The 25,770-nt window shown below is 40.7% G+C and carries 22 protein-coding genes; 12 read left to right on the forward strand and 10 right to left on the reverse strand.

Annotated elements, in window-relative coordinates; genetic code table 11:
* Window positions 1–78 precede the first annotated feature (78 nt).
* Window positions 79–915: an ammonia-dependent NAD(+) synthetase gene (gene nadE, locus H5201_RS00245; protein ID WP_149982194.1), complete on the forward strand. Its 837-nt coding sequence runs from the start codon at window positions 79–81 to the stop codon at window positions 913–915.
* Here nadE and H5201_RS00250 read toward each other — a convergent pair.
* Window positions 912–1,808: a sulfite exporter TauE/SafE family protein gene (locus H5201_RS00250; protein WP_182783425.1), complete on the reverse strand. Its 897-nt coding sequence runs from the start codon at window positions 1,806–1,808 to the stop codon at window positions 912–914. The two genes, nadE and H5201_RS00250, sit on opposite strands and share 4 nt — an antisense overlap.
* Window positions 1,809–2,026: 218 nt before the next feature.
* Here H5201_RS00250 and folM point away from each other — a divergent pair, with 218 nt between their 5' ends.
* From folM to folX, 3 genes are read left to right on the forward strand one after another with little or no spacing between them, the layout of a single operon-like run.
* On the forward strand, window positions 2,027–2,746 hold the full coding sequence (gene folM / locus H5201_RS00255) for a dihydromonapterin reductase (protein ID WP_182735035.1): 720 nt from the start codon (window positions 2,027–2,029) through the stop codon (window positions 2,744–2,746).
* A 19-nt stretch (window positions 2,747–2,765) separates the two neighbouring features.
* Window positions 2,766–3,320, forward strand: coding sequence for a GTP cyclohydrolase I FolE (folE, locus tag H5201_RS00260; RefSeq protein WP_145239988.1), 555 nt, complete (start codon window positions 2,766–2,768; stop codon window positions 3,318–3,320).
* A gap of 4 nt (window positions 3,321–3,324) precedes the next feature.
* Window positions 3,325–3,684, forward strand: coding sequence for a dihydroneopterin triphosphate 2'-epimerase (gene folX / locus H5201_RS00265; protein ID WP_145239990.1), 360 nt, complete (start codon window positions 3,325–3,327; stop codon window positions 3,682–3,684).
* Here folX and H5201_RS00270 read toward each other — a convergent pair.
* From H5201_RS00270 to H5201_RS00290, 5 genes are all read right to left on the reverse strand, one after another.
* The gene (locus tag H5201_RS00270) at window positions 3,681–4,115 is read right to left on the reverse strand and encodes a YqaA family protein (protein WP_182717483.1); all 435 of its coding nucleotides are present in this window, start codon (window positions 4,113–4,115) and stop codon (window positions 3,681–3,683) included. The genes folX and H5201_RS00270 overlap by 4 nt on opposite strands.
* Window positions 4,116–4,181: 66 nt before the next feature.
* Window positions 4,182–4,553 (reverse strand): DUF4870 domain-containing protein, encoded by a 372-nt coding sequence (locus H5201_RS00275; protein WP_182717484.1) that lies wholly within the window; start codon window positions 4,551–4,553, stop codon window positions 4,182–4,184.
* A 185-nt stretch (window positions 4,554–4,738) separates the two neighbouring features.
* Window positions 4,739–6,919, reverse strand: a complete 2,181-nt coding sequence (locus H5201_RS00280; RefSeq protein ID WP_182783427.1) for a S9 family peptidase — start codon at window positions 6,917–6,919, stop codon at window positions 4,739–4,741.
* A 170-nt stretch (window positions 6,920–7,089) separates the two neighbouring features.
* Window positions 7,090–11,481, reverse strand: a complete 4,392-nt coding sequence (locus H5201_RS00285; RefSeq protein WP_182783429.1) for a S8 family serine peptidase — start codon at window positions 11,479–11,481, stop codon at window positions 7,090–7,092.
* 204 nt (window positions 11,482–11,685) lie between these two features.
* A complete protein-coding gene (locus H5201_RS00290) occupies window positions 11,686–15,741 on the reverse strand; it encodes a S8 family serine peptidase (RefSeq protein WP_182783431.1) in 4,056 nt (1,351 codons plus the stop codon).
* A 249-nt stretch (window positions 15,742–15,990) separates the two neighbouring features.
* On the opposite strand from H5201_RS00290, the gene H5201_RS00295 reads away from it, so the two are divergent.
* Together H5201_RS00295 and H5201_RS00300 are read left to right on the forward strand one after the other, a co-directional pair.
* Complete coding sequence (locus H5201_RS00295; RefSeq protein WP_145240002.1) at window positions 15,991–16,461, forward strand: DUF2721 domain-containing protein; 471 nt, start codon at window positions 15,991–15,993, stop codon at window positions 16,459–16,461.
* A 125-nt stretch (window positions 16,462–16,586) separates the two neighbouring features.
* Entirely contained in the window at window positions 16,587–17,039 is a 453-nt protein-coding gene (locus H5201_RS00300) for a cytochrome c (protein ID WP_149982199.1), read from the forward strand.
* A 68-nt stretch (window positions 17,040–17,107) separates the two neighbouring features.
* Here the strand turns inward: H5201_RS00300 and H5201_RS00305 are convergent, their stop codons facing one another.
* Window positions 17,108–17,764 carry a cytochrome b/b6 domain-containing protein gene (locus H5201_RS00305; protein WP_182783433.1) on the reverse strand — a complete coding sequence of 219 codons (657 nt, stop codon included), beginning with the start codon at window positions 17,762–17,764 and terminating at the stop codon, window positions 17,108–17,110.
* A 123-nt stretch (window positions 17,765–17,887) separates the two neighbouring features.
* Between H5201_RS00305 and H5201_RS00310 the strand changes: the two genes are divergently transcribed.
* Together H5201_RS00310 and H5201_RS00315 are read left to right on the forward strand one after the other, a co-directional pair.
* The gene (locus H5201_RS00310) at window positions 17,888–18,592 is read left to right on the forward strand and encodes an AzlC family ABC transporter permease (RefSeq protein WP_259398451.1); all 705 of its coding nucleotides are present in this window, start codon (window positions 17,888–17,890) and stop codon (window positions 18,590–18,592) included.
* Entirely contained in the window at window positions 18,592–18,891 is a 300-nt protein-coding gene (locus tag H5201_RS00315) for an AzlD domain-containing protein (RefSeq protein WP_149982202.1), read from the forward strand. The genes H5201_RS00310 and H5201_RS00315 overlap by 1 nt, the downstream gene beginning before the upstream one ends.
* Before the next feature lie 27 nt (window positions 18,892–18,918).
* On the opposite strand, the gene H5201_RS00320 is transcribed toward H5201_RS00315, so the two are convergent.
* Complete coding sequence (locus tag H5201_RS00320) at window positions 18,919–20,073, reverse strand: iron-containing alcohol dehydrogenase (protein WP_149982203.1); 1,155 nt, start codon at window positions 20,071–20,073, stop codon at window positions 18,919–18,921.
* A 173-nt stretch (window positions 20,074–20,246) separates the two neighbouring features.
* On the opposite strand from H5201_RS00320, the gene H5201_RS00325 reads away from it, so the two are divergent.
* Together H5201_RS00325 and H5201_RS00330 are read left to right on the forward strand one after the other, a co-directional pair.
* Window positions 20,247–21,119 carry a LysR family transcriptional regulator gene (locus H5201_RS00325; protein ID WP_149982204.1) on the forward strand — a complete coding sequence of 291 codons (873 nt, stop codon included), beginning with the start codon at window positions 20,247–20,249 and terminating at the stop codon, window positions 21,117–21,119.
* A gap of 95 nt (window positions 21,120–21,214) precedes the next feature.
* Complete coding sequence (locus H5201_RS00330; protein ID WP_145240017.1) at window positions 21,215–21,706, forward strand: glutathione peroxidase; 492 nt, start codon at window positions 21,215–21,217, stop codon at window positions 21,704–21,706.
* Between the two features lie 49 nt (window positions 21,707–21,755).
* Here the strand turns inward: H5201_RS00330 and H5201_RS00335 are convergent, their stop codons facing one another.
* A complete protein-coding gene (locus H5201_RS00335; protein WP_145240019.1) occupies window positions 21,756–21,944 on the reverse strand; it encodes a PA3496 family putative envelope integrity protein in 189 nt (62 codons plus the stop codon).
* 407 nt (window positions 21,945–22,351) lie between these two features.
* Between H5201_RS00335 and H5201_RS00340 the strand changes: the two genes are divergently transcribed.
* The gene (locus tag H5201_RS00340) at window positions 22,352–23,149 is read left to right on the forward strand and encodes a YggN family protein (RefSeq protein WP_182783435.1); all 798 of its coding nucleotides are present in this window, start codon (window positions 22,352–22,354) and stop codon (window positions 23,147–23,149) included.
* Between the two features lie 83 nt (window positions 23,150–23,232).
* Here H5201_RS00340 and H5201_RS00345 read toward each other — a convergent pair whose 3' ends face one another.
* Window positions 23,233–24,675: a PLP-dependent aminotransferase family protein gene (locus H5201_RS00345; protein ID WP_145240023.1), complete on the reverse strand. Its 1,443-nt coding sequence runs from the start codon at window positions 24,673–24,675 to the stop codon at window positions 23,233–23,235.
* 116 nt (window positions 24,676–24,791) lie between these two features.
* On the opposite strand from H5201_RS00345, the gene H5201_RS00350 reads away from it, so the two are divergent.
* A complete protein-coding gene (locus H5201_RS00350; protein ID WP_145240025.1) occupies window positions 24,792–25,727 on the forward strand; it encodes a DMT family transporter in 936 nt (311 codons plus the stop codon).
* The last annotated feature ends 43 nt before the right edge of the window (window positions 25,728–25,770 follow it).

The following is a 25,770-nucleotide window of genomic DNA, read 5'->3' on the forward strand; positions in this document are numbered from 1 at the left end:
TTACATTAAATAGAGATCATGCTTTTAAGCTAATTGGTATAACCATGACAACCAGTAATATTATTAGGAGAGCTCAGCATGCGCGCTGAAATAGTGGCAGAAATGAAAGTCCAGCCAAATATAGACGTCAACAACGAGATCACACGCCGCGTAAACTTTATAAAAAACCGTTTAGTGGCAGCACATTCACGCTCTTTAGTGCTGGGGATTAGTGGCGGTGTAGATTCATCTACCTGTGGTCGCTTATGCCAACTCGCCGTTAACGAATTAAATGCGCAGCAACAAACCGACAAGTATCAATTTATTGCGGTTCGCTTACCGTATGGTGTGCAAGCTGATGAAGCTGAAGCGCAATTGGCTGTTGATTTTATTCAACCAAATAAACGTCTAACAGTGAATATAAAACCCGCAGCAGACGGCATGCATGAGCAAGCATTAGCGGCAGTAGTAGGTTGCGGTGATGCACTGCCGGAACAAGCACAAATTGATTTTATTAAAGGTAATGTGAAAGCCCGCCAACGCATGGTCGCGCAATATGAAATTGCCGGACTGTGCCAAGGCCTCGTTGTTGGTACTGATCATAGCGCCGAGAACATTACTGGCTTTTATACTAAATTTGGTGATGGCGCATGCGACTTAGCGCCATTATTTGGCTTATCAAAACGCCAAGTACGCGCATTAGCCAAGCAGTTAGGTGCACCCGATTTACTCGTTAATAAAGCGCCAACCGCCGACCTAGAGTGTGATCGCCCAGGCCTTACTGATGAAGAAGCCCTTGGTTTAAGCTATGAACAAATTGATGACTTTTTAGAAGGCAAAGAAGTCAGTGACGAGGTAAGTGAAAAACTCATCGCAATTTATCTACGCACTCAACATAAACGCCAAGCTATTCCAACCATTTACGACGATCTTTAGGCTGTCATAAGCTCATAAACCGTAAATGACACTTCTAGGGCAATTAACAATAAGAAAAATGTGATTAATTGCCCGCTTTTCACTTTAGCACAAACATAAGCCCCTAACGGTGCTCCAACTACGACCACTGGAATAGCCGCTAATAAATACGACTGTATTTCGCTGCTTAAGCTATTGAAGAACCATACGTTAGCAATGCTTGCCACCACAGACGTTATTGCCATGATAATCACCGAGGTTGCAGTCGCTTTTTGAATATTAGCGTTGCAGGCGATAATCAATAACGCAAAAATAGCAATGTCAGCTCCCGAACCAACTAAGCCAGATGCAACTCCTCCAATAACAGCAACTAATGCAACTTTAAATGTACTAACGTGTATATCGGTTTGACTACATACATGTTGCACCCTGCAGTAAATACGCCATAAAAGAGTTAATGCGAAGCATATTAAAAGTACGCTAAATACTCCTTTAACCACCAGTCTTGGTAATTGATCGGCAATAAAAGTAAGGCTTAGTAATACGCCAACTAACGCAGCAGGAGCTGCGATTAATACCACTTGGCGATAATATGGAATACCGGTAAAAATAATGGTTAATGCGGCCGCACTCATACCAAAACTTTGAATCGCTAACGAGAATACTTTTGCCGTTACAGGATCTATTGCCAGTAACTTAGTCATCACAGGAAATGCTACTGCGCCACCACCAAGTGCAGTGCCACCAGCAACAAAAGACCCAAAAGCCATAGTCACAGCAATGCTAAACTCTGCGATAACACTTTGTAGCGCGGCATTTGCGCCTTGCCAAGCAATTAATGAACAATACACGCCAGCAATAAATAACCAGGGGATCATACGCAGTTTATGGATGGGTTTAGGTGATGATTGCATAGTTACGGATCATAAATCGAAGTTTTATTATTATGCCTGACAATCATCGCAGAGCAAATGATCGCAACTGTTCGTTACGGCGTACAAACAGATTGTTATATGAGTGCAATATCTTTGCAGTAAAGATGAAATAGTTCTGTAATTTAGTTTATAGTTGTTAGTAAACACATGGTAATCCAGCTCATCGCATTAAAAAACCTAAGGATTTGTATTTAGTTATGACATCGCCCATTTTAATAACAGGTGCCGGCCAACGTATTGGTTTAGCACTGGCAAAACATTTTATAGCCCAAGGGCAAGCTATTATCGTTACTTACCGAACTCGCCATCCCGCTATTGATGAATTATCTGACCATGGTGCTGTATGTGTTTACGCAGACTTTAGCACTGACAACGGCATTAATGAGTTTGTCAGTCAATTAAAGCTGCACACAAATAGCTTAAAGGCGGTGATCCACAATGCCTCGAGTTGGGATTGCGAAGCGAATAATCCAGATAGCAGTACACTATTTGATAACATGATGCGGATCCATGCTAAAGCACCTTACTTAATTAACTTAGCGCTTAGCGAGTTACTGTTAAATTTCCAGCAACAGCAGCAACACCCTGCTGATATCATTCATTTAACTGATTATGTTGTTGAAAAAGGAAGTCCAAAGCATATCGCATATGCCGCAAGTAAAGCCGCCTTAGAAAATATGACAAAATCATTTGCAGCTAAGTTTGCCCCGAATATTAAAGTGAACGCTATCGCCCCTTCATTAATTATTTTTAATGATCACGATAGCGATGAGTACCGAGAAAAAACCCTTAAAAAATCATTAATGGGCATCGAGCCCGGTTGTCGCGAAATTATAAACAGCGTCGATTTATTGCTTAGCAGCCATTACATCACGGGACGTTCTTTACCCGTAGATGGTGGCAGACATTTAAAATAACGGATTAATCGAGAAATTTATGCACGATCAATTAAAAAATAGTTACCACGAAATTATTACTGCTGTAGGTGAAGATCCACAACGTGAAGGCCTATTAGACACGCCAAAACGCGCCGCCAAAGCGATGGAATATTTGACCAAAGGCTATCGTCAAACATTAGAAGAAATTACCAATAATGCGGTATTTACTTCTGATGCAGATGACATGGTTTTAATTCAAGATATAGAGCTTTATTCGATGTGTGAACATCATTTATTACCATTTGTAGGGCGCTGTCATATTGCTTATATTCCTAACGGCAAAGTGCTGGGTTTATCGAAATTTGCGCGTATTGTTGATATGTTTGCACGCCGCTTTCAAATTCAAGAACAACTGACTCATCAAATCGCTAAAGCGGTTGAAGAAGTCACCGGTGCTAAAGGCGTTGGTGTAATAGTGGAAGCAAAACATATGTGTATGATGATGCGTGGGGTTGAAAAACAAAACTCAAGTATGCGTACGTCGGTAATGCTAGGTAACTTCAGAGCCGATCCAAAAACCCGCAATGAGTTTTTACAACTTGTAAAAGGCTGATCCTATGGCCAATGCAATTATCCATGTAACTAACTTACGGCTGCGCACTTTTATTGGCTTTAATCCCGATGAACGTGAGAAAAAGCAGGATGTAGTGATCAATTTAGAAATTCACTATCCTGCTGAGCAAGCCTGTGAAACGGATCAAGTTGAACAAGCACTTAATTATAAAGTGATCACCAAAGAAGTGATTAGCATTGTTGAACAAGGTCACTTTTTATTGCTTGAAAAACTAGTGGCAGAAATACTCAGTGTTTGCCATAGCCATAGCAGCGTGAATTATGCAAAAGTGCGAGTTGATAAACCTCACGCTTTGCGTTTTGCAGATTCAGTATCGCTAACACTCGATTGGAGTAAAGCTTAAAACAACTTATCCAGCCCAACGGCAAAGGCTAGTACAAGCAAGTAACGTGCGCCTTTGCCAAGGGTAACCAGCCATAAAAATGTCCACCAGCGCACTTTAAAAATGCCTCCTACAACTGTTAGCGGATCACCAATAATTGGTAGCCATGCCAACAACAGGCTATAAACACCATACTTTTCAAAGCGCTCTGCAGCCTTATCGATACTTGCCTGTGACACGGGAAACCATTTCCGATCCTTAAAACGTATGACTTGCGTGCCTAACCAGTAATTAACGCAACTACCTAGTACGTTACCAACTGTGGCACTGAGCCATAACAACCAAAGTAAATATTCTCCTTTGGTCACCATTGCTGTGAGTACCACTTCTGATGAGCTTGGCAATAATGTTGCCGAAATAAACGCAGTAAAGAACAGAGTTAAATAAGCCATCGAAGCCTTTATTAATGCATATAAAAAACCCAGCATTTGCTGGGTTTGATAAAAATGAAGAGTAGTTTATTTTATCAATTGTAAGCTAAATGGGTAGTTAAACTCTTTACCGTCATTAGTTTTGATTGCGCCAATCACCACCATAATAAACGAGAAAATAGCGACTATAGGTAATAGAATTACCCCGATAACTGCAAACATCAAAATCAAACACACTATATATGCTATGAACATAGTGATTTGAAAGTTAAGCGATTTACGCCCATGTTCAGCCACTAATGGCATTTCGTCTTTTTTTATTAACCAGACAATCAGCGGACCGATGATACTACCCATAGGTATAATAAATCCGGCTAATGCGCTTAAATGACATAACATCGCCCACATACGCTCATCTTTACTCGCTATAACTGATTCAACCTGTTGATTATCTTCCATTACCATCTCCTTATTTCGTTAATACCTATATGCTGACCTTTTTCAGTCTTAATGTCTAGATTTTAATCAGCGTCGTCGATACTGCTAAGCTCGAGCAAGTGTGCAAAACCACAACACTTAATTTAGACAAAAAATTAAGGCGTAACCTAAGTCACGCCTTAATTGTAAAACACTAAAATCAGTTATTACTTTTTAATACCAGCTAGATCTAAGATAAATGCATAATTTAGAGCTGTATCTTGAAGGCTTTTAAAACGCCCAGATGCACCGCCATGGCCTGCTTCCATATCAATTTTAAACAGTAATTTATTATCATCGGTTTTAAACTCACGTAATTTTGCAACCCATTTTGCTGGTTCAAAATATTGCACTTGAGAATCATGCAAACCTGTGGTGACCAACATATTTGGATACGCTTGTTTACTCACTTGATCGTACGGTGAGTAAGACAGCATATAATCATAATATAGTTTGTCATTTGGGTTGCCCCACTCGCCGTACTCGTTGGTTGTTAATGGTAAGCTCGCATCTAACATAGTGGTCACTACATCAACAAATGGCACAGCCGCAACCATCCCCTGATAAAGCTCTGGTGCTTGGTTTGCCACGGCGCCCATTAATAAGCCGCCCGCACTGCCGCCCATCGCGAATATTTTATCTTGCGCACCATACTGCTGGGTAACTAAGTCTTTGGTTACATCAACAAAGTCATTAAAAGTATTCTTTTTATTGAGTAGCTTGCCATCTTCATACCAAGGACGACCGAGCATCTGCGAGCCACGAATATGCGCGATAGCAAATACAAAGCCTCGATCAAGTAAACTCAAACGACTACTAGAAAAACTTGGATCCATGGTTACCCCATACGACCCATAGCCATATTGTAACAATGGATTAGTGCCATCTTTTTTGAATTTATCTTTGCGATAAACTAAACTCACCGGTACTTTTACGCCATCTCGCGCAGTAATAAATAGTCGCTCCGATGCATAATTATCGGCATTAAAATCACCGATCACTTGTTGCTGTTTTAACAGTGTTTTCGTTGTGCTATTCAAATCGATATCATACGATGAACCAGGCGTCGTCATACTGGCATAATATACTCGTAAGCTTTCGCTATCTAATTCATTATTACCATATGTTCTGACCATATAACTGCTGTCATTAAAGCTCAGCTGCTGTTCATCACCCGACTTTAAGTTGCGTATCGTTAAACGAGATTGCCCCATTTCACGCTCTTTATACACTAAATGATCAGTGAACAAATCGATGCCTTCAAGCTTAATATCATCACGCGCGGCGATCAGTGTTTGCCAATTCGCTTTGTCGTGCGCTTTATCTTTATCCACCGTCATTAGCTGAAAGTTTACTGCGTTAAGGTTAGTGACTATGTAATAAGTATCACCGAGTTTAGCAATATCATATTCTAGGTTTTCTTCACGTTCAATTAAGCGCTTTGGCTGCGCCTTGACGTCATTAGCATCAATTACCGACACACCTGAAGCGTTAGTACTGCCATGCCAAATATAAATTTCTTGTTTGTCTTTACTCTTACCAAGGCCAGTGTAATAACTTGTGTTAGTCTCTTCGTACACTAACTCATCTTGTGCTTGTGGCGTACCTAAGGTATGGCGATAAACCTGATAACCTAACAATGTCTGTAAGTCTTTTTTAATGTAATAAAAAGTTTTATTATCATTCGCCCAGACGATATCACCATCGGTCCCTTCGAGCTTATCTTCTAGTAATTTACCGGTCTTTAAATCTTTCACTAAAATAGAGTAGATACGTCGACTTACCGTGTCTTCACCATATGCTAATAAGTGACCATTTGGGCTGACAGATAAACCTGTTGCCGCGAAATAGTCATGGCCTTTTGCCAACTCATTTACATCTAATATAACGTGTTGATCAGTGCCCTTATCATCGCTACTGCGAACATAAGTCGGGTATTCATTATCCCCTCGCGTTTGCGATGAATAATAATAATCGCCACTTTTAGTTGGCACGGAGTCATCATCTTTTTGAATGCGCCCTTTTAACTCTTCAAACAAAGTAGTTTGTAAAGCTTTAGTATGCTTTAGCATCGCATCAGTATAGGTATTTTCTGCATTAAGGTGTGCTATGACAGCTGCATCTTTTCGTGCATCGTCACGCATCCAATAGTAATTATCGGTGCGCGTATCACCATGAATAGTCATTTCGAAAGGGATCTTATTGGCTATCGGTGCAGTTACATTAACCACTGCAGCTTCACTCTGTACAGCCTCGGATTTTATATTATTTTGTTCTGGGGCTTTATTACAGCCCGCTAAAATAGCTAACGACAAAGCCGCTAACGCAAATGATTGACGTGTTTTCATAGTATTCCCTAGAGTTATTATTATTCCACTACTAGCAATATATCTAACTAGCTGTTGATTACCTATATTAGTTTGTAAAGCAATGTAAAAAGGGAGCCTAAGCTCCCTTTGTTTGATTAACTTTGCTCGTTAGTCACTGATAATTAAAATGACTAACTAAACAATTACTTTTATTTACGGCGGCGCATAAATGCAAATGGTGCAATAAGCAATGTTAACCATGCTAGTGAACCGCTGTCACCGTCATTATTATCGTCATCTTTGCCCACAATATTCTTTACTCGTACTTCAACAGCAACAGCTTTAGAGTTATTACCCGCACTATCAACAGCGATAACACTAAATGTAAAGTTACGCTCATATTCATAATCAATACTACCTGCAACAACAATTTCACCCGCAGCATTAACAGTGACTAAGTCAGTGCCTGACACAATAAACTTAGTAACAGGACTTACATCAGCATCTGGATCACTAAAGTTAAGTTTACCAATCACAGTGCCAAGCGCTGTATTTTCATCAACACTAAAGCGTTGTTTATCAGCAATAACTGGCGTGTTTTCTAATGCATCTTGCGCTACAGTGATTGTTACTTCAACAGCTGCAGATTGATTACCAGCACTATCCGTTGCACTAACCATCAGCTTTATCTCAGGTGTTGCATCATAATCAACGTCACCCACCACTGTGATTTGGCCAAGTTCATCAATTGCAATACCGTTATGACCTGCCACTGTGTAGCTTACAATTGGTGTTACTGCTGTATCTGGATCAATAGCACGTATTTGACCAATCACAGTGCCTACCACGGCATTTTCTTGCACTTTAAAAGTTTGCCCGGCTTCGATAATTGGCGCAACTTCTGCTCCTTCATCAGCGACATTTAACACGTTAATCGTCACAATTTCAGCAGCTGACTGATGACCATCTTCATCAATTGCGACTATCTCTAACGTAATAGTACTTTGCTCTTCAAAATTAAGTAGTTGAGCAACGGTTAGCATCCCCGTATTATCAATCGTGATTACATCACTTCCCGCTACAGTAAACATAGTGATTGAACTGTTATCTGGATCTGTGAAAGCTAATTGAGCAAATGCGGTAGCTACTGGGGTGTTTTCTGCAACAGAGAATACTTGGCCAGAATTTATAATTGGGGTTACTTCGCTCGCTTCATCTGCAACATTGGTAATGTTAATAGTAATAACAGCAGGCTCTGATGTATTTCCCAAAGTATCGATGGCAACAACGACTAGTTCAGCGATGTGCTTACCAACTTCAAAATCAACTAACTCGCTGTTTGATACAAGAATTTGCCCTTTATTATCAACACTAAAGCCTTGATGAGTTTGCGATTGCACATAAAACTCAGCAATCGCTAAATCTCTATCTGATTCCACAACACTCAAGGTGCCAACGAGATGGCCGTTTTCCGCATTTTCAACAACATCAAATGATGCATTTGCAAGCTTAGGAGCCTGCGTTTTTGGTAACACTAAGTCTTCAGCAGTCACTAATTTCAGTACATCTTGTAATGACGATGCTGTAAAAGCAAATGGCGCACTAGCATTCACAATCGCTTTTTCACCTGGCGCAAGTTGATTTACGACTGTATCACTGCCATCCACCGCAGTTAAACTCACTGACGCTGAAGAACTAAAGGTCGTAGCGCCAACTAGACTATCTGTTTCAAAGTACACGCCGCCACCATAAGATGGATAGCCTACAGATGCCTTAATATTTAACGGATCACCTAAATTATCACGTGTTAACCCCAGTGTGCTGCTACATACCGAGAAGGTAATGGTATCTGCACCAGCTGATTGATATAACGGTGTCAAAAACCGAAGCGTTTCTGCGCCAGTGTCATCGATAGTACCAATAACAGTACGTGAACGCCCTGGCGAAGTCGTTTTACGACCTCGGTCATTGTAGTTCTGCATAAGGAAGTCATAGGCACCATCGTTGTTGGTGTCTATATCTAAACGATAACCTGCTTGGAATACATGAGTGATCTCATCACGTAACTGAATCGATGCTGTAACTAATACACCAGATTCACATCCTTCAGCTGCTATTGCATTGAATGTCGTTGCAAGAATATTGAACGGTGCCTCTGCTGCTGACTTAACTTTACCAGTTGCAACAATATTTTCTGTCATTGTTGAAACTGTTGTTGCCCCGGTATTCTCAACGATAAGTTGCATCTCATTACCAACCACTTCCGGAGCAATACTTAATTCACTAGCCGCTTTTGGTAGCGCATGATAAACAACATGTAGCGCATAATCTGAATCAGTATCATCCACATCGTCAAACACTAAGGCGCCGTCAAACTCTGCGAGCGTTAATGCGGCGCTTCGTGCAGCTACCGACTCGGCATCAAATGGGTTTTCCAGTTTCCACTCGTGCAATTTACTAGGATCAACCGTTAGCGTTACATCAAACTCTGTAGTTTGACCTGCGGGAATTGTTACGCTGGCTGGAATATCCCAACTGATTGCACCGCTGTTTTTATCATTTTCGTAACGTGCTTCAGTCCGTAATTTGTAGGTTTTTTCTTGTGTCGAGAAATTTTTCACGGTGACTGTTTTGCTGATTGACCTAACGCCAGTAAAGTTTTCTAAGCCAAACGATAATGCCGCTTGTTTAGTTTTAAACTCGGTATTATCAACCCATGCTGCAACAGGCAGATTAACCGCTTTTTCAACGTTAACTAAACCAGCACCAATCATACTAATTGGTGCTAATTCAGAATCTGGATTTGTGCTAAGCGGCTCATTAGTCACATTTAGATCTGCCGTATTCATTAATGTTGCTTTAATTTCAAAGGCATTACGCTGTGGGTGTGCTGCGCGTACTAACGCAACCGCACCGGCAGTAATCGGTCCTGAAAAGGATGTACCTGAGGCTGGAGCTAGTTGATCTTGCGTACCAGTTGCTGCAACCATAATGCTTGTACCTGGCGCTGTGATTTCAGGTTTTAATAAACCATCCATTGATGGACCGCGCGATGAAAAGGTTGCCACAGCACCTGATGTTACTTTACGCTCAACAACTAAGCTATATGCAGCCTTGCCTGATGCTTTAAGCTCCGCTTTTATCGCTGCCCCGGCAGCATAAGTAATGCCAATATTTGGGATAGTAACCGTGGCATCAAATCCACCCATTGAAGCAGGAGTACCGTCATCTTCGTTATTTGCAATAAATACAAACGATGCGCCGCGCTGTTGTGCATGCAGTACTTTTTTCGTGAAATTACATTCACCACGGTCTATAAGCACCGCTTTATTATTAAAATCGGTGTCTTCTGAAAATGCTTCACAGCCATTTTGATTTGCGGTTGGGTAAACAAGTTCAGCATCGGTATCTGCCATAGCAAATGCGGTTTGCGGACCAAAACCTGAAACTTGAAAAACAACCTCTTCTCCAAGCACGGTACCTGAAGCAACCCCAATATCTAATGTTGGATGCGTCATCGCACCAACTGCAAGTGCGTTTGGCGTGGTACTTGGTCCCCCAATACGAAAAGGATGATCGCCATCATTGCCTGCTGAGATAACAACATTTACACCTAAATCAACCGCTTTTTGAATTAAGTATTGAGTACCTCCGTCAGTTTCAGTGCCACCAAACTCGCCACCTAAAGACATATTAATAACATCTACGCGGTCAGAGATATCGCCATCACCATTAGGATCCATTGCCGCTTCTAATGCTGATGCTTGTGCTGCGCTTGGACAACCACCACCACACACTGAGTACACATATAACTCTACTTCAGGAGCAATTCCAGTAACAGAGTGAGAAACAGACGTACCATGACTGGTCGGTTCATCAACATCGGGGATCACGACTACAGGATCATGTTCAATTGGATCAGCATCGTCACGAATAAAGTCGTAGCCACCATGTACGATGCCTTGCGGCCAAGCTACAGAGGTAGGATCAGCTTGAGCTGCGTCATACGCCTCTACGGTACCAGCACCACCAAAAACGTTGTGCGTGTAGTCAACACCTGTATCCAGTACCGCTACCGTTTGACCTTTACCTGTTACAACCCCATTTGCAACCAATGGTGAAGCTTTTAAATAATCTGCAGATGCGGCGACATGTAATTCATAATCATACATTGGCAGCACTTTCTCAACTCGGTAGTCACGGGCAATTTTTTCTAACGCCTCAGGACTTGCTTGTACAATCAAAGTAGGCGCCAGCACTTTAGTTTGGCCAATTACTTTTGTACCAAAATCTAGACTACTTAGTTCAATTGTCACTGCACTTTGCACTTGCTCAATTTGTGCAATGGTTGCACGGCTGTCACCTATTTGATAAATACCTTGCGCCATTAGATCGGCAGCGGTTGTCGCTCTTAGCACAATCATATGAGCTGATGGTAACTGTTCTTTAACATCGGTTTCATTAAATGTAGCTGTAGAGAAATTATTGAGAGCGGTAATACTGTGTGCTGCTTGCACTGTTTGTGCATTTACCGATGCCGCCATTAGTGCTGATGATACTGCAATTGATAAGGCTGTTTTTGTTATTAACTTGTTAGACATAAATTCCTCTGATGAGATTATTGTTATTAAATGCTCCCAAAAAGAAACATCAAGTCCCGAATACTACACCAGCAAGAAACAAAAAAACAACATTGAAATAAAAAATGTAACCATTTTAGGTAATAACAATAAATTTAAAACAAAAAAAATACCGCCCAATGGCGGTATTTTAACTAAAGCTATATGCCTTTAGAGGCTATATTACTACTTTTGTTTACGGCGACGCATAAATGCAAACGGTGCTACAAGCAGCGTTAACCACGCTAGCGAACCAGAGCTATCATTGTCGTCATCATCGTTCGCACGTAGATTGTTAACGTCAATCTCAACACTTACCGCTTTCGATACATAACCTTTGCTATCTTCAGCTTGAACACTGAAAACAATCTCTTTATCAAACTCATAGTCAATTTCACCCATAGTCACAATTGAACCATCTAACTGAACACTAACTAATGTTGTTCCAGATACAATAAAACGAGTAATTGGCGAAATATCCATATCAGGGTCTGAGAATACCAATTGACCCAACACGGTACCAATGGCAACATTTTCATCAGTTCTGAATTTTTGACCACCCTCAATGACTGGGGCATGAGATTTAGGATCGGCGGTTACATTCAACATAACTTGCACAACCTCAGACTCTAAGCCGCTGTCATCCATTACTGTTACATCAAGAGTCATAGTTGGAGTTGCATAATAACTTAGGCTGCCAGTGACAACTAGCTCACCCTTATTATTAATACTAATTAAGTTTGTGTTTGCAACCGTACCACCAGTAACCATTGTTGCCGCACTTTCAAACAAACTATGATCAAGCATGCCAATCACTGTACCTTCGGCTGCGGATTCAATAATACTGAAATTTTGCCCTTTTGCTACAACTGGTAACTCATCTGCATCATTGGTAATCGTTACTTTAATATCGGCTGCTGCAGATTCAGTACCAAGTAAATCAGTCGCCTTCACTGTTAAAATGATTTCTTTAATGTCAGACTCAAAATCCAACATACTCGTATCTTCAACCATGATATCGCCAGTTTCAGCATCAATCATTAAGCCTGGAGCAGACATACTCACAACAGTAAAGTTTGTTATACGTAGTGCTGGAGTATCTTCAAAACTAAGTCTACCAATAGTAATACCATCAAGTGCAGTTTCATTAATTGTAAACTCTTCTACAACGAGATTAGGCACAGCTGGAACAGCCGGAACACCAGTTACTGAATTAGTATATACATCTGTCCCTGTAGCTGAGGTCAATGCGAAATTACCATCAGCTCTAATTACAGCCTTCTGACCTGGAGCAAGTTCAGATAATTTAGTTTCAGCGTCTTCTGTCGATTCCAAAGTAACCACCGGATTACCTGTAAACACAGTAGAACCAACTACACTATCGGTTTCAGAGAACACACCGGCTTGATAATTTGGATAACCAACTGAAGCTGCAATGTTAATTGTGCTGCCCAGCATATTTGCATCTAAGCCTAACAAATTACTACATCCAGAGAAGGTCACTGTATCTTCACCAGCAGCATGATACATCGGTGTACCCCACTGCCACACATCCTCACCTGCGGCATCGATTTCACCAATTAATGTACGGCTGCGCCCAGGTATTGCTGCATCACGGCCAACATCATTAATATTCATCATAAAGTGATCATAAACACCATCATTATCAATATCGAGATTCATACGAACACCGATTTGACGCATGTGGGTAATTTCATCTCGTAATTGAATTGAAGATGTAATGAACACACCTGACTCACATGTCTCAGACGTATAAGCAGCAAATGTAGTTGAGAGAATATCAAAGTCAGCGTCGCGGTTCTCTTCACTTGTAGCAACCACTGATTCTGCAGTTGGTAATATCGTAGTCGCCCCCACATTGGTTACAACCAACTCACCAACACCATTAACTTCTTCATATGAAAAAGCTAATTCAGCACCGGCTTTAGGTATCGCATGGTAAACAATGTGCAAGTCATGATCTGTGTCGGCTGTTGAAGTATCATCAAATACCAGCGCACCATCAAACTCAGCCATAGTCAGTGACGGACTACGAGCTGCTAGATCCTCTTGGCTAAATGGGTTTTCTAACGTCCACTTATGCAGTTTAGATGGATCAACTGTCATGGTTACATCGAATGTTGTTACCGTATTTGCCGCAACAGTTACGCTACGTGGAATATCAAAACTAACAGCACCAGTATCCACATCATTCATATAACGCTCTTCAATACGAAGGTCATATGTTTTGTCTGCATCAGAGAAATTTTTCAACGTCACTGTTTTTGTAAAGCTGGTTGTTTCTGTCATGCGTTCTAAACCGAACGATAGCGCCGCTTGTTTAGTTTTGAATGTTTCATCTTCAACCCATGCCGCAACAGGTAAGTTAACAGCTTTGTCAACATTTACTAAGCCTGCACCGATAGAACTAATTGGTGCAAGTGGAGAATCTGGGTTAGTACTAATCGGCTCTACGGTTACATTTAAGTCAGCCGCATTCATGATTGTCGCTTTAATTTCAAGTGCAGTACGATCTGGATGCGCTTCACGAACTAATGCAACAGCACCAGCAGTGATCGGACCTGAAAATGAAGTACCTGTTGCGGGTGCTAATTGATCTTGTGTACCAGTTGCCGCTACCATGATATCAGTACCTGGCGCTGTAATTTCAGGTTTTAGTAAACCATCCATTGATGGACCACGAGATGAGAACGATGCAACTGCACCCGCTAGCACTTTACGTTCAATCGTTATGCTATATGTTGGCATTTCACCGGCTGTTAAAGCAGCTTTCATTGCTGCCCCTGCAGCAAAATTAATACCGACATTAGGAATTGTTACTGCTGCATCAAAGCCACCCATTGGCGCAGGCGTACCATCATCAACATTATTTGCTACAAATACAAACTTAGCACCACGATCTTGAGCGCTTAATACTTTTTGAGTGAAATTACAGGCACCACGGTCAATAATTACCGCTTTGCCAGTAAAGTCAGTTTCAGCAGAAAATGCCACGCAGCCATTTTGGTTTTCTTCAGGGTAAACAACTTCAGCATCGGCATCTGTCATTACAAACGCAGTTTGTGGACCAAAACCTGACGGCTGAATTGTGGTCTCTGCACCTTCAACTGTGCCAGATGCAACGCCAACATCATTTGCAGGATGCGTCATCGCGCCAACAGAGAGTGCATTTGGCGTCGTAGAAGGACCGCCAATGCGGAATGGGTTATCACCATCATTACCAGCAGAAATAACAACGTTCACACCTGCATCTACGGCTTGCTGAATTAAAAACTGCGTACCACCACCGATGTATGTGTCACCAAACTCTCCACCTAAAGACATATTGATTACATCAACTCGGTCTTCTGAATCACCATCACCATTTGGATCCATAGCGGCTTCTAATGCCGAAACCTGTGCTGCACTTGGACAACCACCGCCACACACTGAATACACGTATAGCTCCACCGCTGGTGCAATACCAGTGACAGAGTGAGATACAGATGTACCATGGCTAGTTGCTGCATCTTCTTCTGTTGGAGTAGCTGGATCATTTTCAATTGGATCAGCATCATCACGCATGAAGTCATAACCACCCATAACTTGACCTTGTGGCCAAGTCACTGCAGTTGGATCTGCTTGAGCTGCTTCATAAGCTTCAACAGTTCCTTCACCACCAAAAATTTTGTGAGTATAATCAATACCTGTATCTAGTACTGCAACAGTTTGCGTTGCACCTGTTACTGTACCATTTGTTACTAATGGTGACGCTTTGATGTAGTCAGCAGTTGCTGCAACATGAAGGTCGTAATCAAACATAGGTAAAACACGCTCTACACGCGAGTCTTTTGCAATTCTATCTAGTGCACCTTGGCTTGCTTGAACAATTAACGTCGGCGCCAAAATTTTAGTTGAACCAAGTACTTTTACATTGCTATCAAGGGTAAATAGCTTATCTTGAACTTGGCTTTGTAACGTTGCAACTTGATTATAGCTCTGACGAGCATCAGAAACATTGTAGACCCCCTGCTCCATCATATCAGCTGCTGTTTTTGTTTTTAAAACAACAAGGTATGCTGATGGTTGATTTTTATTTACAATATCGGTCTGTGATACTGGCGTGTAGCTGGTATGCTTAAGTACGCTGTTATTTATTGTATTTGCATTTACAGCGCCTGTAACTAAGATACTTGTTACAGCGGTTGCAACCGCCGTTCTTTTTATTAGATTCTTAGACATGATTTCCCCTGGGATATGTTATGTATTATTGTATTTATTGGTGATCATAAATTAAGTGCGAGACTAATATAGAACTTCAACACCCAAAATAACAACAACTCGATTACATTAAAATTACAAAGGCAAATAGAAAACCGAAAAAAATAACACTAAACATCTGTTTTTAATGTTTAAAAACTGAAAAGTGAAAATGTAAATGTTTGTAAACAAATAGAACTAAAGCACACCAATATACCTAAAAGGGAACCAATGAACTCTGATGTTATAAATATTTTAACAATGGCAAAAGTAATCCAAACAGCCGTTGCGCCGGTTTTTTTAATTACTGGTATTGCTGCTACGCTGGGCGTTTTATCTAATCGCTTAGCTCGAATTACCGACCGTGCTCGTCAACTTGAACGAAAATTAAAGGTAAGTACCGATGAAGAGTTTAATTCATCGCTAACAACCGAGCTACGAGCACTGCTGAAACGCTCTCGCTGTATCCATATTGCCTTTAGTTTAAGTGTATTAAGTGCGGTACTTGTTTGCGCCGTGGTCATGCTGTTATTTTTGTCTCATATCCAATCAGTTAATTTAGGTGTTTCCATCGGCAGTTGTTTTGTTGGCGCAATGGCACTACTTATTTGTGCATTTATGTCATTACTGGGTGAAGTATTTTTAGCAACCCGTAGTATGCGCAGAGGAATGATCTTTGCTGACATTGATATAAATAATTAAGGCATGATCTTAGTTTTATAATTCAATAACAGTTCAGTTTAACCGCAATACACTTGAATAATCTGACTTGCTGATATACAACAGCTGCTATACAAGCAATGAATTACATATAAGGGGCAAAAGGAATGAAGTTAAAGCAATTATTTTTAGGTGCAACACTTTGTGCACTAACATTTGGTGCAACAGCAAACTCTGTATTTGAAGAGCCTAGTGACGCCATTGAGTACCGCCAAGCGGCGTTTTCAATGATCCGTGTCCAAATTGGTGATATGGGTGACATGCTAAAGGGCAAAGTACCTTTTGATGCTGAGCGTTTTAAGCACCGTGCAAATAATGCCGCTGCATTATCAAAAATGCCATGGGAAGCATTCGTTGCAGGCAGTGATAAAGGCGAAACATCTGCATTACCTGCTATTTGGAGCGATAACGAAACCTTTATGAAAAAAGCGGTAGCATTCCAACAATATGCTGATGAACTAGCCGTTGCCGCGCAAACAGGTGATAAAAAAGTAATTGCTAAAGCATTTGGCCCATGGGCTAAAGGCTGTAAAGATTGCCACACATCATTTAAAGACTAATCTTTAATGCGATCATCTTAAAACTAAAACGGCGCTTAATTAGCGCCGCTTTTGATCTGTTGAACCGTTTAACTAAACAAGTAAGCCACAGGTTCTGCGCCCCATGTCATCAGTAATGCCGCAAATACAACGACAAAAATAATTATCGCAGTCCACGGTGATTTTGTAAGCTCTTCATTACTATCATTATTTTTTTCAGCGGCATAGCCCGTAACCATTGCTTTGACTAAATTTTTGCCTTTGATGCGATAAATTACAATTGCCACAATATGGAGAATAATCGCGTACAACAATAAATCAAAGTTTTTATGATGCACCCAGCCGGCCCATTCAACTACATTACTTGATACATACTGCACTAATGGGCCATCTGTCAAAATATCATCGGTGGTCATTAAGCCGCTTACTAACTGCGCCAGTAATAAAATAAAAAATGCCAACACCATGTAGCTGCCCGCTGCGCCATGGCCTGGTTTATTATCTGTTTGTTTAAATGATTTTAGTGCTGCGCTAGGTGAATGAAGCAATGCACTTAACTTAGCTGTTTTGCTACCAATCAAGCCCCAAATAAGGCGTGTTACTAGTAGCGCTAAGGTGAAAAAGCCAGCCACAAAGTGTAATTCCATCATGCCTTCTTCAGCACTAAAATACAGCGCCGCAATTGCAATAACTAATAACCAATGGAAACTGCGAATAAACCCATCCCATACTTTAATTTTGTGCATGCTTAACCTCTTTTGCGTAAAAGCTTATTATTTCAAACTTTTGTTAATTTAGCATCTTCGCTGTTCAGGGTTAATTGATCTATGGCAGACTAAGGGCATTAATTACCGTAATGAATAATATTAATGACACTTAGCACCAAACGCGCACTCCTAAAAGGCTTTTTAGATATGCTACCACTGTGTTTAGCAGTGATCCCTTGGGGGATTTTATGTGGTTCACTGGCAATACAAAATGGCTTTAGCGCATTTGAAACCCAAGCTATGTCATTATTAGTGTTTGCCGGTTCCGCCCAACTAGTCGCTATAGAGCTAATGGCTGGCAATACGCCTTTATTAACTATTTTATTCACCACCTTCATAATTAGCTCACGGCACTTTTTATACGGCTTAGCGGTGCGTCATAAAGTGATTGATCAGCCGCTGCGTTGGCGCTTACCGGTAAGCTTTGTACTCACTGATGAGCTGTTTGCGTTTTCCCATCATCGCAAAGCTTATCGAACTAAAACTCGCTTGATCTACGCGCTCAGTGCCGGCTTTAGCTTTTATATTACTTGGAACTTGTGGACATTAATTGGCATCGTAGCGGGCAGTCTGCTACCTGATCTCACTAATTTAGGCTTAGACTTTGCTATTGCTGCAACTTTTATTGCATTAGTAATTCCTGGTATTAAAAATCTCGCTACATTGGCAACGGTTGTAAGCGCTGGTGTTGTCGCTACCGTTTTAAAAAGCCAGGGGTTTGAACTATGGTTAGTAGCCGCGGCACTATCGGCGATGACTATCGGTTACCTTATTAGCCGTATCCAAGATAAATTGGAGCATAACTGATGATGAGCACTATTTTACTTATGGCGTGTATTACCTTTTTTACCCGTTACTTATTTTTACATCGTGACCTACCATTTAAAGTTGGCCCTAAAATGCAGCAGTTTCTAAGTTTTAGCGCACCGGCGGTACTTACCGCGATTTGGGTACCTATAGTGTTTGTAACAGATGAGGGAATAAATTTAGATTGGCAAAACCCATACCTCAGTGCGGCAATAGCAGCCATTATTGTCGCGTATAAAACGCACAACATTTACTACACAACACTGGTTGGTATGGGTTTATTTTTGATCTTAAATTAGCACATTAGTAATGCGCTAAAAGTAGCTTTAAACGCTGGCTAATAAAATAGCACGGCTTTTATCTAGAGTGACCTGACCACGTTCGCCAATAGCCGTCATACCGTGGCGTTCAAGTTGCTCAACAATTTTATCAGCGACTTCTTCGCCTAAGTTATAATCACTTAAACGCGTTGGCATATTCACACTGTGAAAAAACGCTTCAGTTGCATTAATTGCTTGTTCAATTGCTGCATCTTCATCACTGATATCTAATCCTAAAACGCGTTCTGCGTACTGTAAGATTTTACCGCGCTTAGTTTCTGTTTGCTCAGCCATCATACGAGGTAATACAATCGCAAGCGTTTGCGCGTGGTCAAGGCCATACATCGCAGTCATTTCATGGCCCAACATATGAGTGGACCAATCTTGTGGTACACCCGCTCCAATTAAGCCGTTTAATGCCATCGTTGCTGACCACATAATATTTGCACGTACTTGATAGTTATCAGGCTCACTGAACGCTTTAGGGCCCTCTTCGATTAAGGTCATTAAAATACCTTCAGCGAAACGGTCTTGCAGCTTAGCACCTACATCGTAGGTTAAATACTGCTCCATAGTATGCACAAATGCATCAACAATACCGTTCGCCACTTGGCGCTCAGGCAATGAAAAAGTCACTGCAGGGTCGAGTACTGCAAATTTTGGCAATACAAATGGACTAGCAAATGCAAGTTTTTCGTGAGTGTCAAGATTTGAAACAACACTATTGCCGTTTGACTCAGAGCCCGTTGCTGGTAACGTTAATACCACACCAAGAGCAATAGCAGATTTAATCTCGCCACCTTTTGATAAAATATCCCATGGCTCGCCGTCATAATTAGCTGCTGCGGCAATAAATTTACTACCATCAGCGACTGAACCACCACCAACTGCAAGAATGTAATCAACTTGCTTTTCTTTAACCAAAGCAACGGCTTTCATACATGTTTGATAACTTGGGTTAGGCTCAATACCGGCAAACTCAAACCACGTATGTTCACTTAACGCATCGACGACTTGATCATAGACGCCATTACTTTTAATACTGCCGCCACCATAAGTAACTAATACTTTTGCGTCTGCAGGGATCTCATTTTTAATTAAAGCGATTTGTTGTTCGCCGAAATGAATTTTGGTTGGGTTTGCAAAACTGAAATTTAACATGCTTGCTCCATTGCTTAGAGATGCTCATTATTTAGTGTGAGCTAAAATTTGGTGACCATCTAATTGTAGGGATTTAAGCATTAATTTAAAGACTAAGCTCAGAGAATCACTTTTGCACAGCTGCAACAATAGATGGTATAAACTATAATTACTTAATATTTGAGAACTAAATTATGTGGCATGGCCTTGATGAATTTTTACATGTGGTTGAACATGGCAGCTTTACCAAAGCAGCCAAAGTCATGGAAGTATCAACTTCACATATTAGCCGCCAAGTACAGCAACTTGAAAACCGCTTAGGCTCATTGCTATTTCAACGTACTACCCGAAAAATAAGCCTCACCGATGCCGGCCGCGAATATGCCGTAAAGCTCAAAGCAATTAAACAAGAGCTAATTGATGCTAATAATCAACTGCAAGGTGAGCAACGTAAACCCAAAGGGATCATTAGAATTTCTGGTGCTGGTGAATTTGTTGCATGTCATGTAGCACCTAAAATTGTTGAGTTTGTAAAACGCTACCCTGAGGTTGAAGTAGATATGGACTTCAACAATCGTAATGTCGACTTAGTTGAAGAAGGTTTTGATTTAGCGATCCGTTTTGGCCGCATGCAAGACTCTAACTTAATTGCACGACCACTTAGCCCGCGAATCATGACTCTCGTTGCCAGTCCAGAATATTTAGCACATCACCCAACCCCAACTACGCCTCAACAATTAACCGCTCATAATTGCTTAATTGCCATGGGGAAACGTTGGCGATTTAATTTTGCCGGCGATATTAAAGAGGTAAAAGTTGCCGGCAACTGGCGCAGTAACCATCCGCGCGCACTATTATCTGCGACATTAGCAGGCTTGGGCATTGCCCATTTAGCCACTGATATTGTTGATAAGTATATTGAAAACGGGCAACTAATTACCTTACTTGATGAGTTTCAGGTAACAGACAATGCCTCTTGGTTAGTGTATCCACGTAAAGATTTAATGCCGTACAGAGTGCGATTATTGATTGAACATTTACTCACAAGCTTTAATCATGCAAGCTAAAATAAAATGGTCTATGCAATATGATGATAATTTAAGCTGTATGTCTGTCACAACTCAGGATAGAATTTAACAAACAACAATAACAAGAGAGCAACATGAACGACTTCTATCAACTTTCAGCCAGCAATCTGCAAGGCCAAAGCATTGATTTTTCAGATTTCGCAGGCAAAGTTGTGTTAATTGTCAACACTGCCAGTAAATGTGGCTTCACTCCACAGTACGAAGGTTTACAACAATTACATGCAAAATACGCTGATCAAGGGTTAGTAATTATTGGTTTTCCGTGCAATCAATTCGGCAAACAAGAGCCTGGCGGCGCAAAAGAAATAGCGCAAGGTTGTTTAATTAACTACGGTGTTGATTTTGTGATGATGAGCAAAATTGATGTTAATGGCGAAAACGCCCACCCCGTATTCAGGCATTTAAAATCAGCCTTACCTGGATTTTTAACCCGCAAAATAAAATGGAATTTCACTAAATTTTTAGTTGGCCGCGACGGCGAGGCAATTAAACGCTTTGCACCATTTACCAAACCGCAACAAATCGAAGGTGCTATTATCAAAGCCCTTAAAAGCAGTAATATCTAAACTCTAAAAGCAATAAAGAGGCAAATTGCCTCTTTATTTAAATTATCTCTTAGTCGTTTAAATACTCATCTAAGTCATCATCGCCCAAGTTTTTACGCAAGCGTTTTTGCTCAAGGTAGTCTTCCAACTTTTTCTTAACCTTTTGCTTATTCTTGTCGTGTTGATTACGCCCGACCATTTCGTACTCGTCTTCAACAAAATCGTCATCTAGCGCATCGTAACTAAATGTCTTACCCACAACCCACTCCATAAAGTGTTTGAGACCAATTAAGGATTTTTTATCACTATCATTGGTAAATTAAAAATGTTCAGCACTATTTCACCGTATGAAAAAGCACCAAAATAAAGCCATAACGCAATTCTAAAATAGTGTTATGTCGATATTGTGAATAAATAGCGCTAAATTTGAGTTCTGGAAAGTGAGAGTTTTTTATCGAAACGATAAGTATCTTTTATGTATTAATGTAAATTAGTCAAAATGACTAAAAAATGGCTTTTTTATAACATTTAAATGTAATTAAAAAAGGGAAAAAAACAATTAACTCATTGTTTTTAAATGCCAATAATTATTGGCATTAAACTTGATAAGTATTAAATACGTTAAATGCGTACTGGTCATAATCAACAAATTAGCAGGAAATAAAAATGAAAAAATTACTATTAATAAGTTCTTTATTCATTGCCACAGGGGCAATGGCACACAATGACAATGAGACGAATATTTCTTTTAGCGGCGACACATGTGACGTTGAATTTAAAAATGATGTGCGTATTAAGCCAAATGAATTAGAAATTTTTACAGCTGATAACCACACTATGACTTTTATAAATAGTGGCGAGTTAATGATTGATGGCCAAACTTTGACACTCAACAGTCAACAACACCAAGCTATCAGTAATTATTCAGACAGTCTGCGTAGCCAATTACCAGAAGTCGCGAACATTGCTATTGAAGGCGTTAAAATTGCCGGGGTCGCCATTGAAGAAGTCGCCAATGCATTTAATATCGATGGCCTAGATAGCATTAATGAATTAATGGCTGATATTCAGGTAGAAGTACAAAACACCTTTTACCAACAAGGCGCTTTTGTAATGGGCCAACAAAGCTTTAGCCAATTTGGCGAAAACTTTGAAAGCCAATTTGATGAGCAAATAGAAAGCGCTGTACAAGCTGCGATGATGCAATCGATGGGTAGTATTTTAATGGCTGTAGGTTCAGAACTAATGGGCTCTGGTGGCGATATGCAAGCCTTTGAACAACGCATGGAAAATATGGGAGCTGAAATTGAAGCCAAAGTTGAGCAACAAGCTAACCAACTTGAAAAACGCGCTGATGCACTGTGCGGTAATTTTTCAACCATTGCTGATCAAGAGCAACAATTAGTTAAACTAGTTCCAGAATTGAAAGACTACCAATTATTTAGTTATAAACAAAATAACTAACTTGAACTCAGGTTCTAAACGCTAAAAGTTTGATATCCCTTTAGCAGCACTCTTTTTTAAAGGTGCTGCTTTTTTATGCCATGCTATTTCTTCGCTAAATGCACTAACTCACCTAGCTTTATAATAGCTTGTTCAATTTTTTCACCCCATGGCAAACCATAACTTAATCGAATACAACTGCGATATTTATTAGTGGCTGAAAAAATATAGCCAGGAGTAATGCTAATGCCACTTTCTAATGCCAGTTGAAATAGTTTTACACTATCGTAAGCCGCACCTAAATCAATCCAGATCACACATCCGCCTTGCGGATCGCTGATCCTAGCGGTACTCGGAAAGGCCTGTTGTAAACACCAGATCATTCGTTCTTTATTAGAACGTAGACGCTGTCGCAGTAGTTTTATATTACGATCATAATCACCACTAACTATAAATTCATATAACGTCCATTGATTGATCAATGAAGTAGAACAACTCAATGCACGCTTATAGCGACGCGCTTTGGCAGCAAACTTTCCGGCAATCAACCAGCCAACACGATAACTCGGCGCCGCAGTTTTAGAAAACGATGCACAGGTTAATACCAACCCTTTTGTTGAGTAAGCCTGAGCGGGTGTACCGCGCTGCGGGGTAAAATGTAAATCACCATACACATCATCTTCAATTAGCACCACATCTTGAGATTCCAATAACTCTACTAATTGTTTACGCTTATGATCAGGCATAAAACTACCCACAGGATTATTGATCGAAGTAGAGAACACACAGGCTTTAATATCGTGATCATGTAAAGCCTGGCTCAGATCATCAAGCCAGATCCCATCATCAGGACACAGCGGGATCTCGAGCGCCTTGAGGCCCAGGCTTTCGATCAATTCAATGATACCAAAATAACAAGGTGACTCGATCGCCACCACATCACCTACTTTAGTGACACATTTTAGCGCGATCGCCAGTGCTTCTTGAGCACCGTTGGTGATCACAAGTTCTTGCGAGTCAACACCAATGCCAAAATCTAAATAACGATGGATTAACTGCTTTTTCAATGGTGCAAAACCATCCATCGCACCATAATTTATGGCGCGACTGCCGGCAATCGACATAACCCGGCGCATCGTACGACTTAGCATTTTATCAGTTGGAGCGGCAGCAACAGGATTAGCAATGCCAAACGGTACGACATCGGCTTGATGAATTGCATCATACACTTGCTCAATTAATACCTGCATGTTGACCGAAACTGGCTCACGATTGAGTTTAACCCGCTTTGGCCGCGCTAACTGGGTATGTGCCGTTTTTAAAAAATAGCCTGACTTTTCTCGTGCTTCAACCAAACCTTGTGCCTCAAGTGATTGGTAAGCCAATTTCACCGTCGGAATACTGACATTCAGCTTAGTGGCCATTTTACGTAATGAGGGGAGTTTTTCGCCTGGTAATAGTGTCCCCTGCTCACTCAGCTCACGCACCAGCTGCATTACTTGCTGATATAAAAAGTCATGGTTGGTTTTGCTGATCACCAGCGACATAGTAGACACCTTAAAGCCGTACAATCTGTATAGGTTGCATTTATAGTTTTCTGTGTATGTTAAGTATACAGAAGTATCTTAAAATAAACACTTAATCGACATAATGGACCAAGGCCATGAAAAGTATCGTGCTTTATGCACTAACCGTTTTAATTTGGGGCTCTACCTGGCTCGCAATCGAATTTCAACTTGGCGATATCGCCGTTGAAGTTTCACTATTTTATCGCTTTAGTTTGGCTGCAATTCTAATGTGGGTATGGGTGAATATTAAAAAATTACCGATGAATTATAGTCGTCGCGATCATGGCTTTTTCGTATTACTAGCACTGTGTAACTTTGGCCTTAATTACTTAGTACTTTACTGGGCACAACATTATTTAACGTCAGCCATGGCATCAATCGCCTTTTCAATGTTGTTATTAATGAACATTGTAAATACCCGATTATTTTTTGGTAAACCCATAGCTAAACGTATATATACGGGTGCATTGATAGGGGTATTGGGCATCATCAGTCTGTTTTGGCCACAATTACAGCAGTTCGACTTGAGTAATGGGGCGTTGGTCGGTTTGCTACTTGCCTTAGCTGGCACCTTTGTGGCTTCATTAGGGAATATGATCAGCGTACGTAACTCTCAACAACGTATTGGCGTCATGCAGGGCAATGCATGGGGCATGTTATACAGCGCTATTGGTTTATTTGTATATGTAATCATCAGCGGTGCCGATTTTAGCCTGTCGGCCCCAGCAAGCTACTGGTATTCATTAGTTTATTTATCGGTGTTTGGGACGGTTATTGCATTTGCATGTTACTTTGCACTACTAAAAAATATCGGCCCAGAACGTGCCAGCTATGTGATTGTGTTATTTCCATTAGTTGCAGTGACTTTAAGTACATTATTTGAAGGTTTTAGTTGGCAAGCCAATACGTTTATCGGCTTTAGTTTAGTACTGCTTGGTAATGCTATTGTACTGACTCCAACAAAAAGAATTAAAGCGTTTATTGAGTCTAATAAAGCATCATTTGCTAATAAACGCTCCATCCCCAGTTAGAATGCGTATATACGCAACTAACGCCAAAAGCGCATACTTGTTA

The organism is Pseudoalteromonas sp. SG43-6 (assembly GCF_014164365.1).
GTDB classification, from domain to species: domain Bacteria; phylum Pseudomonadota; class Gammaproteobacteria; order Enterobacterales; family Alteromonadaceae; genus Pseudoalteromonas; species Pseudoalteromonas rhizosphaerae.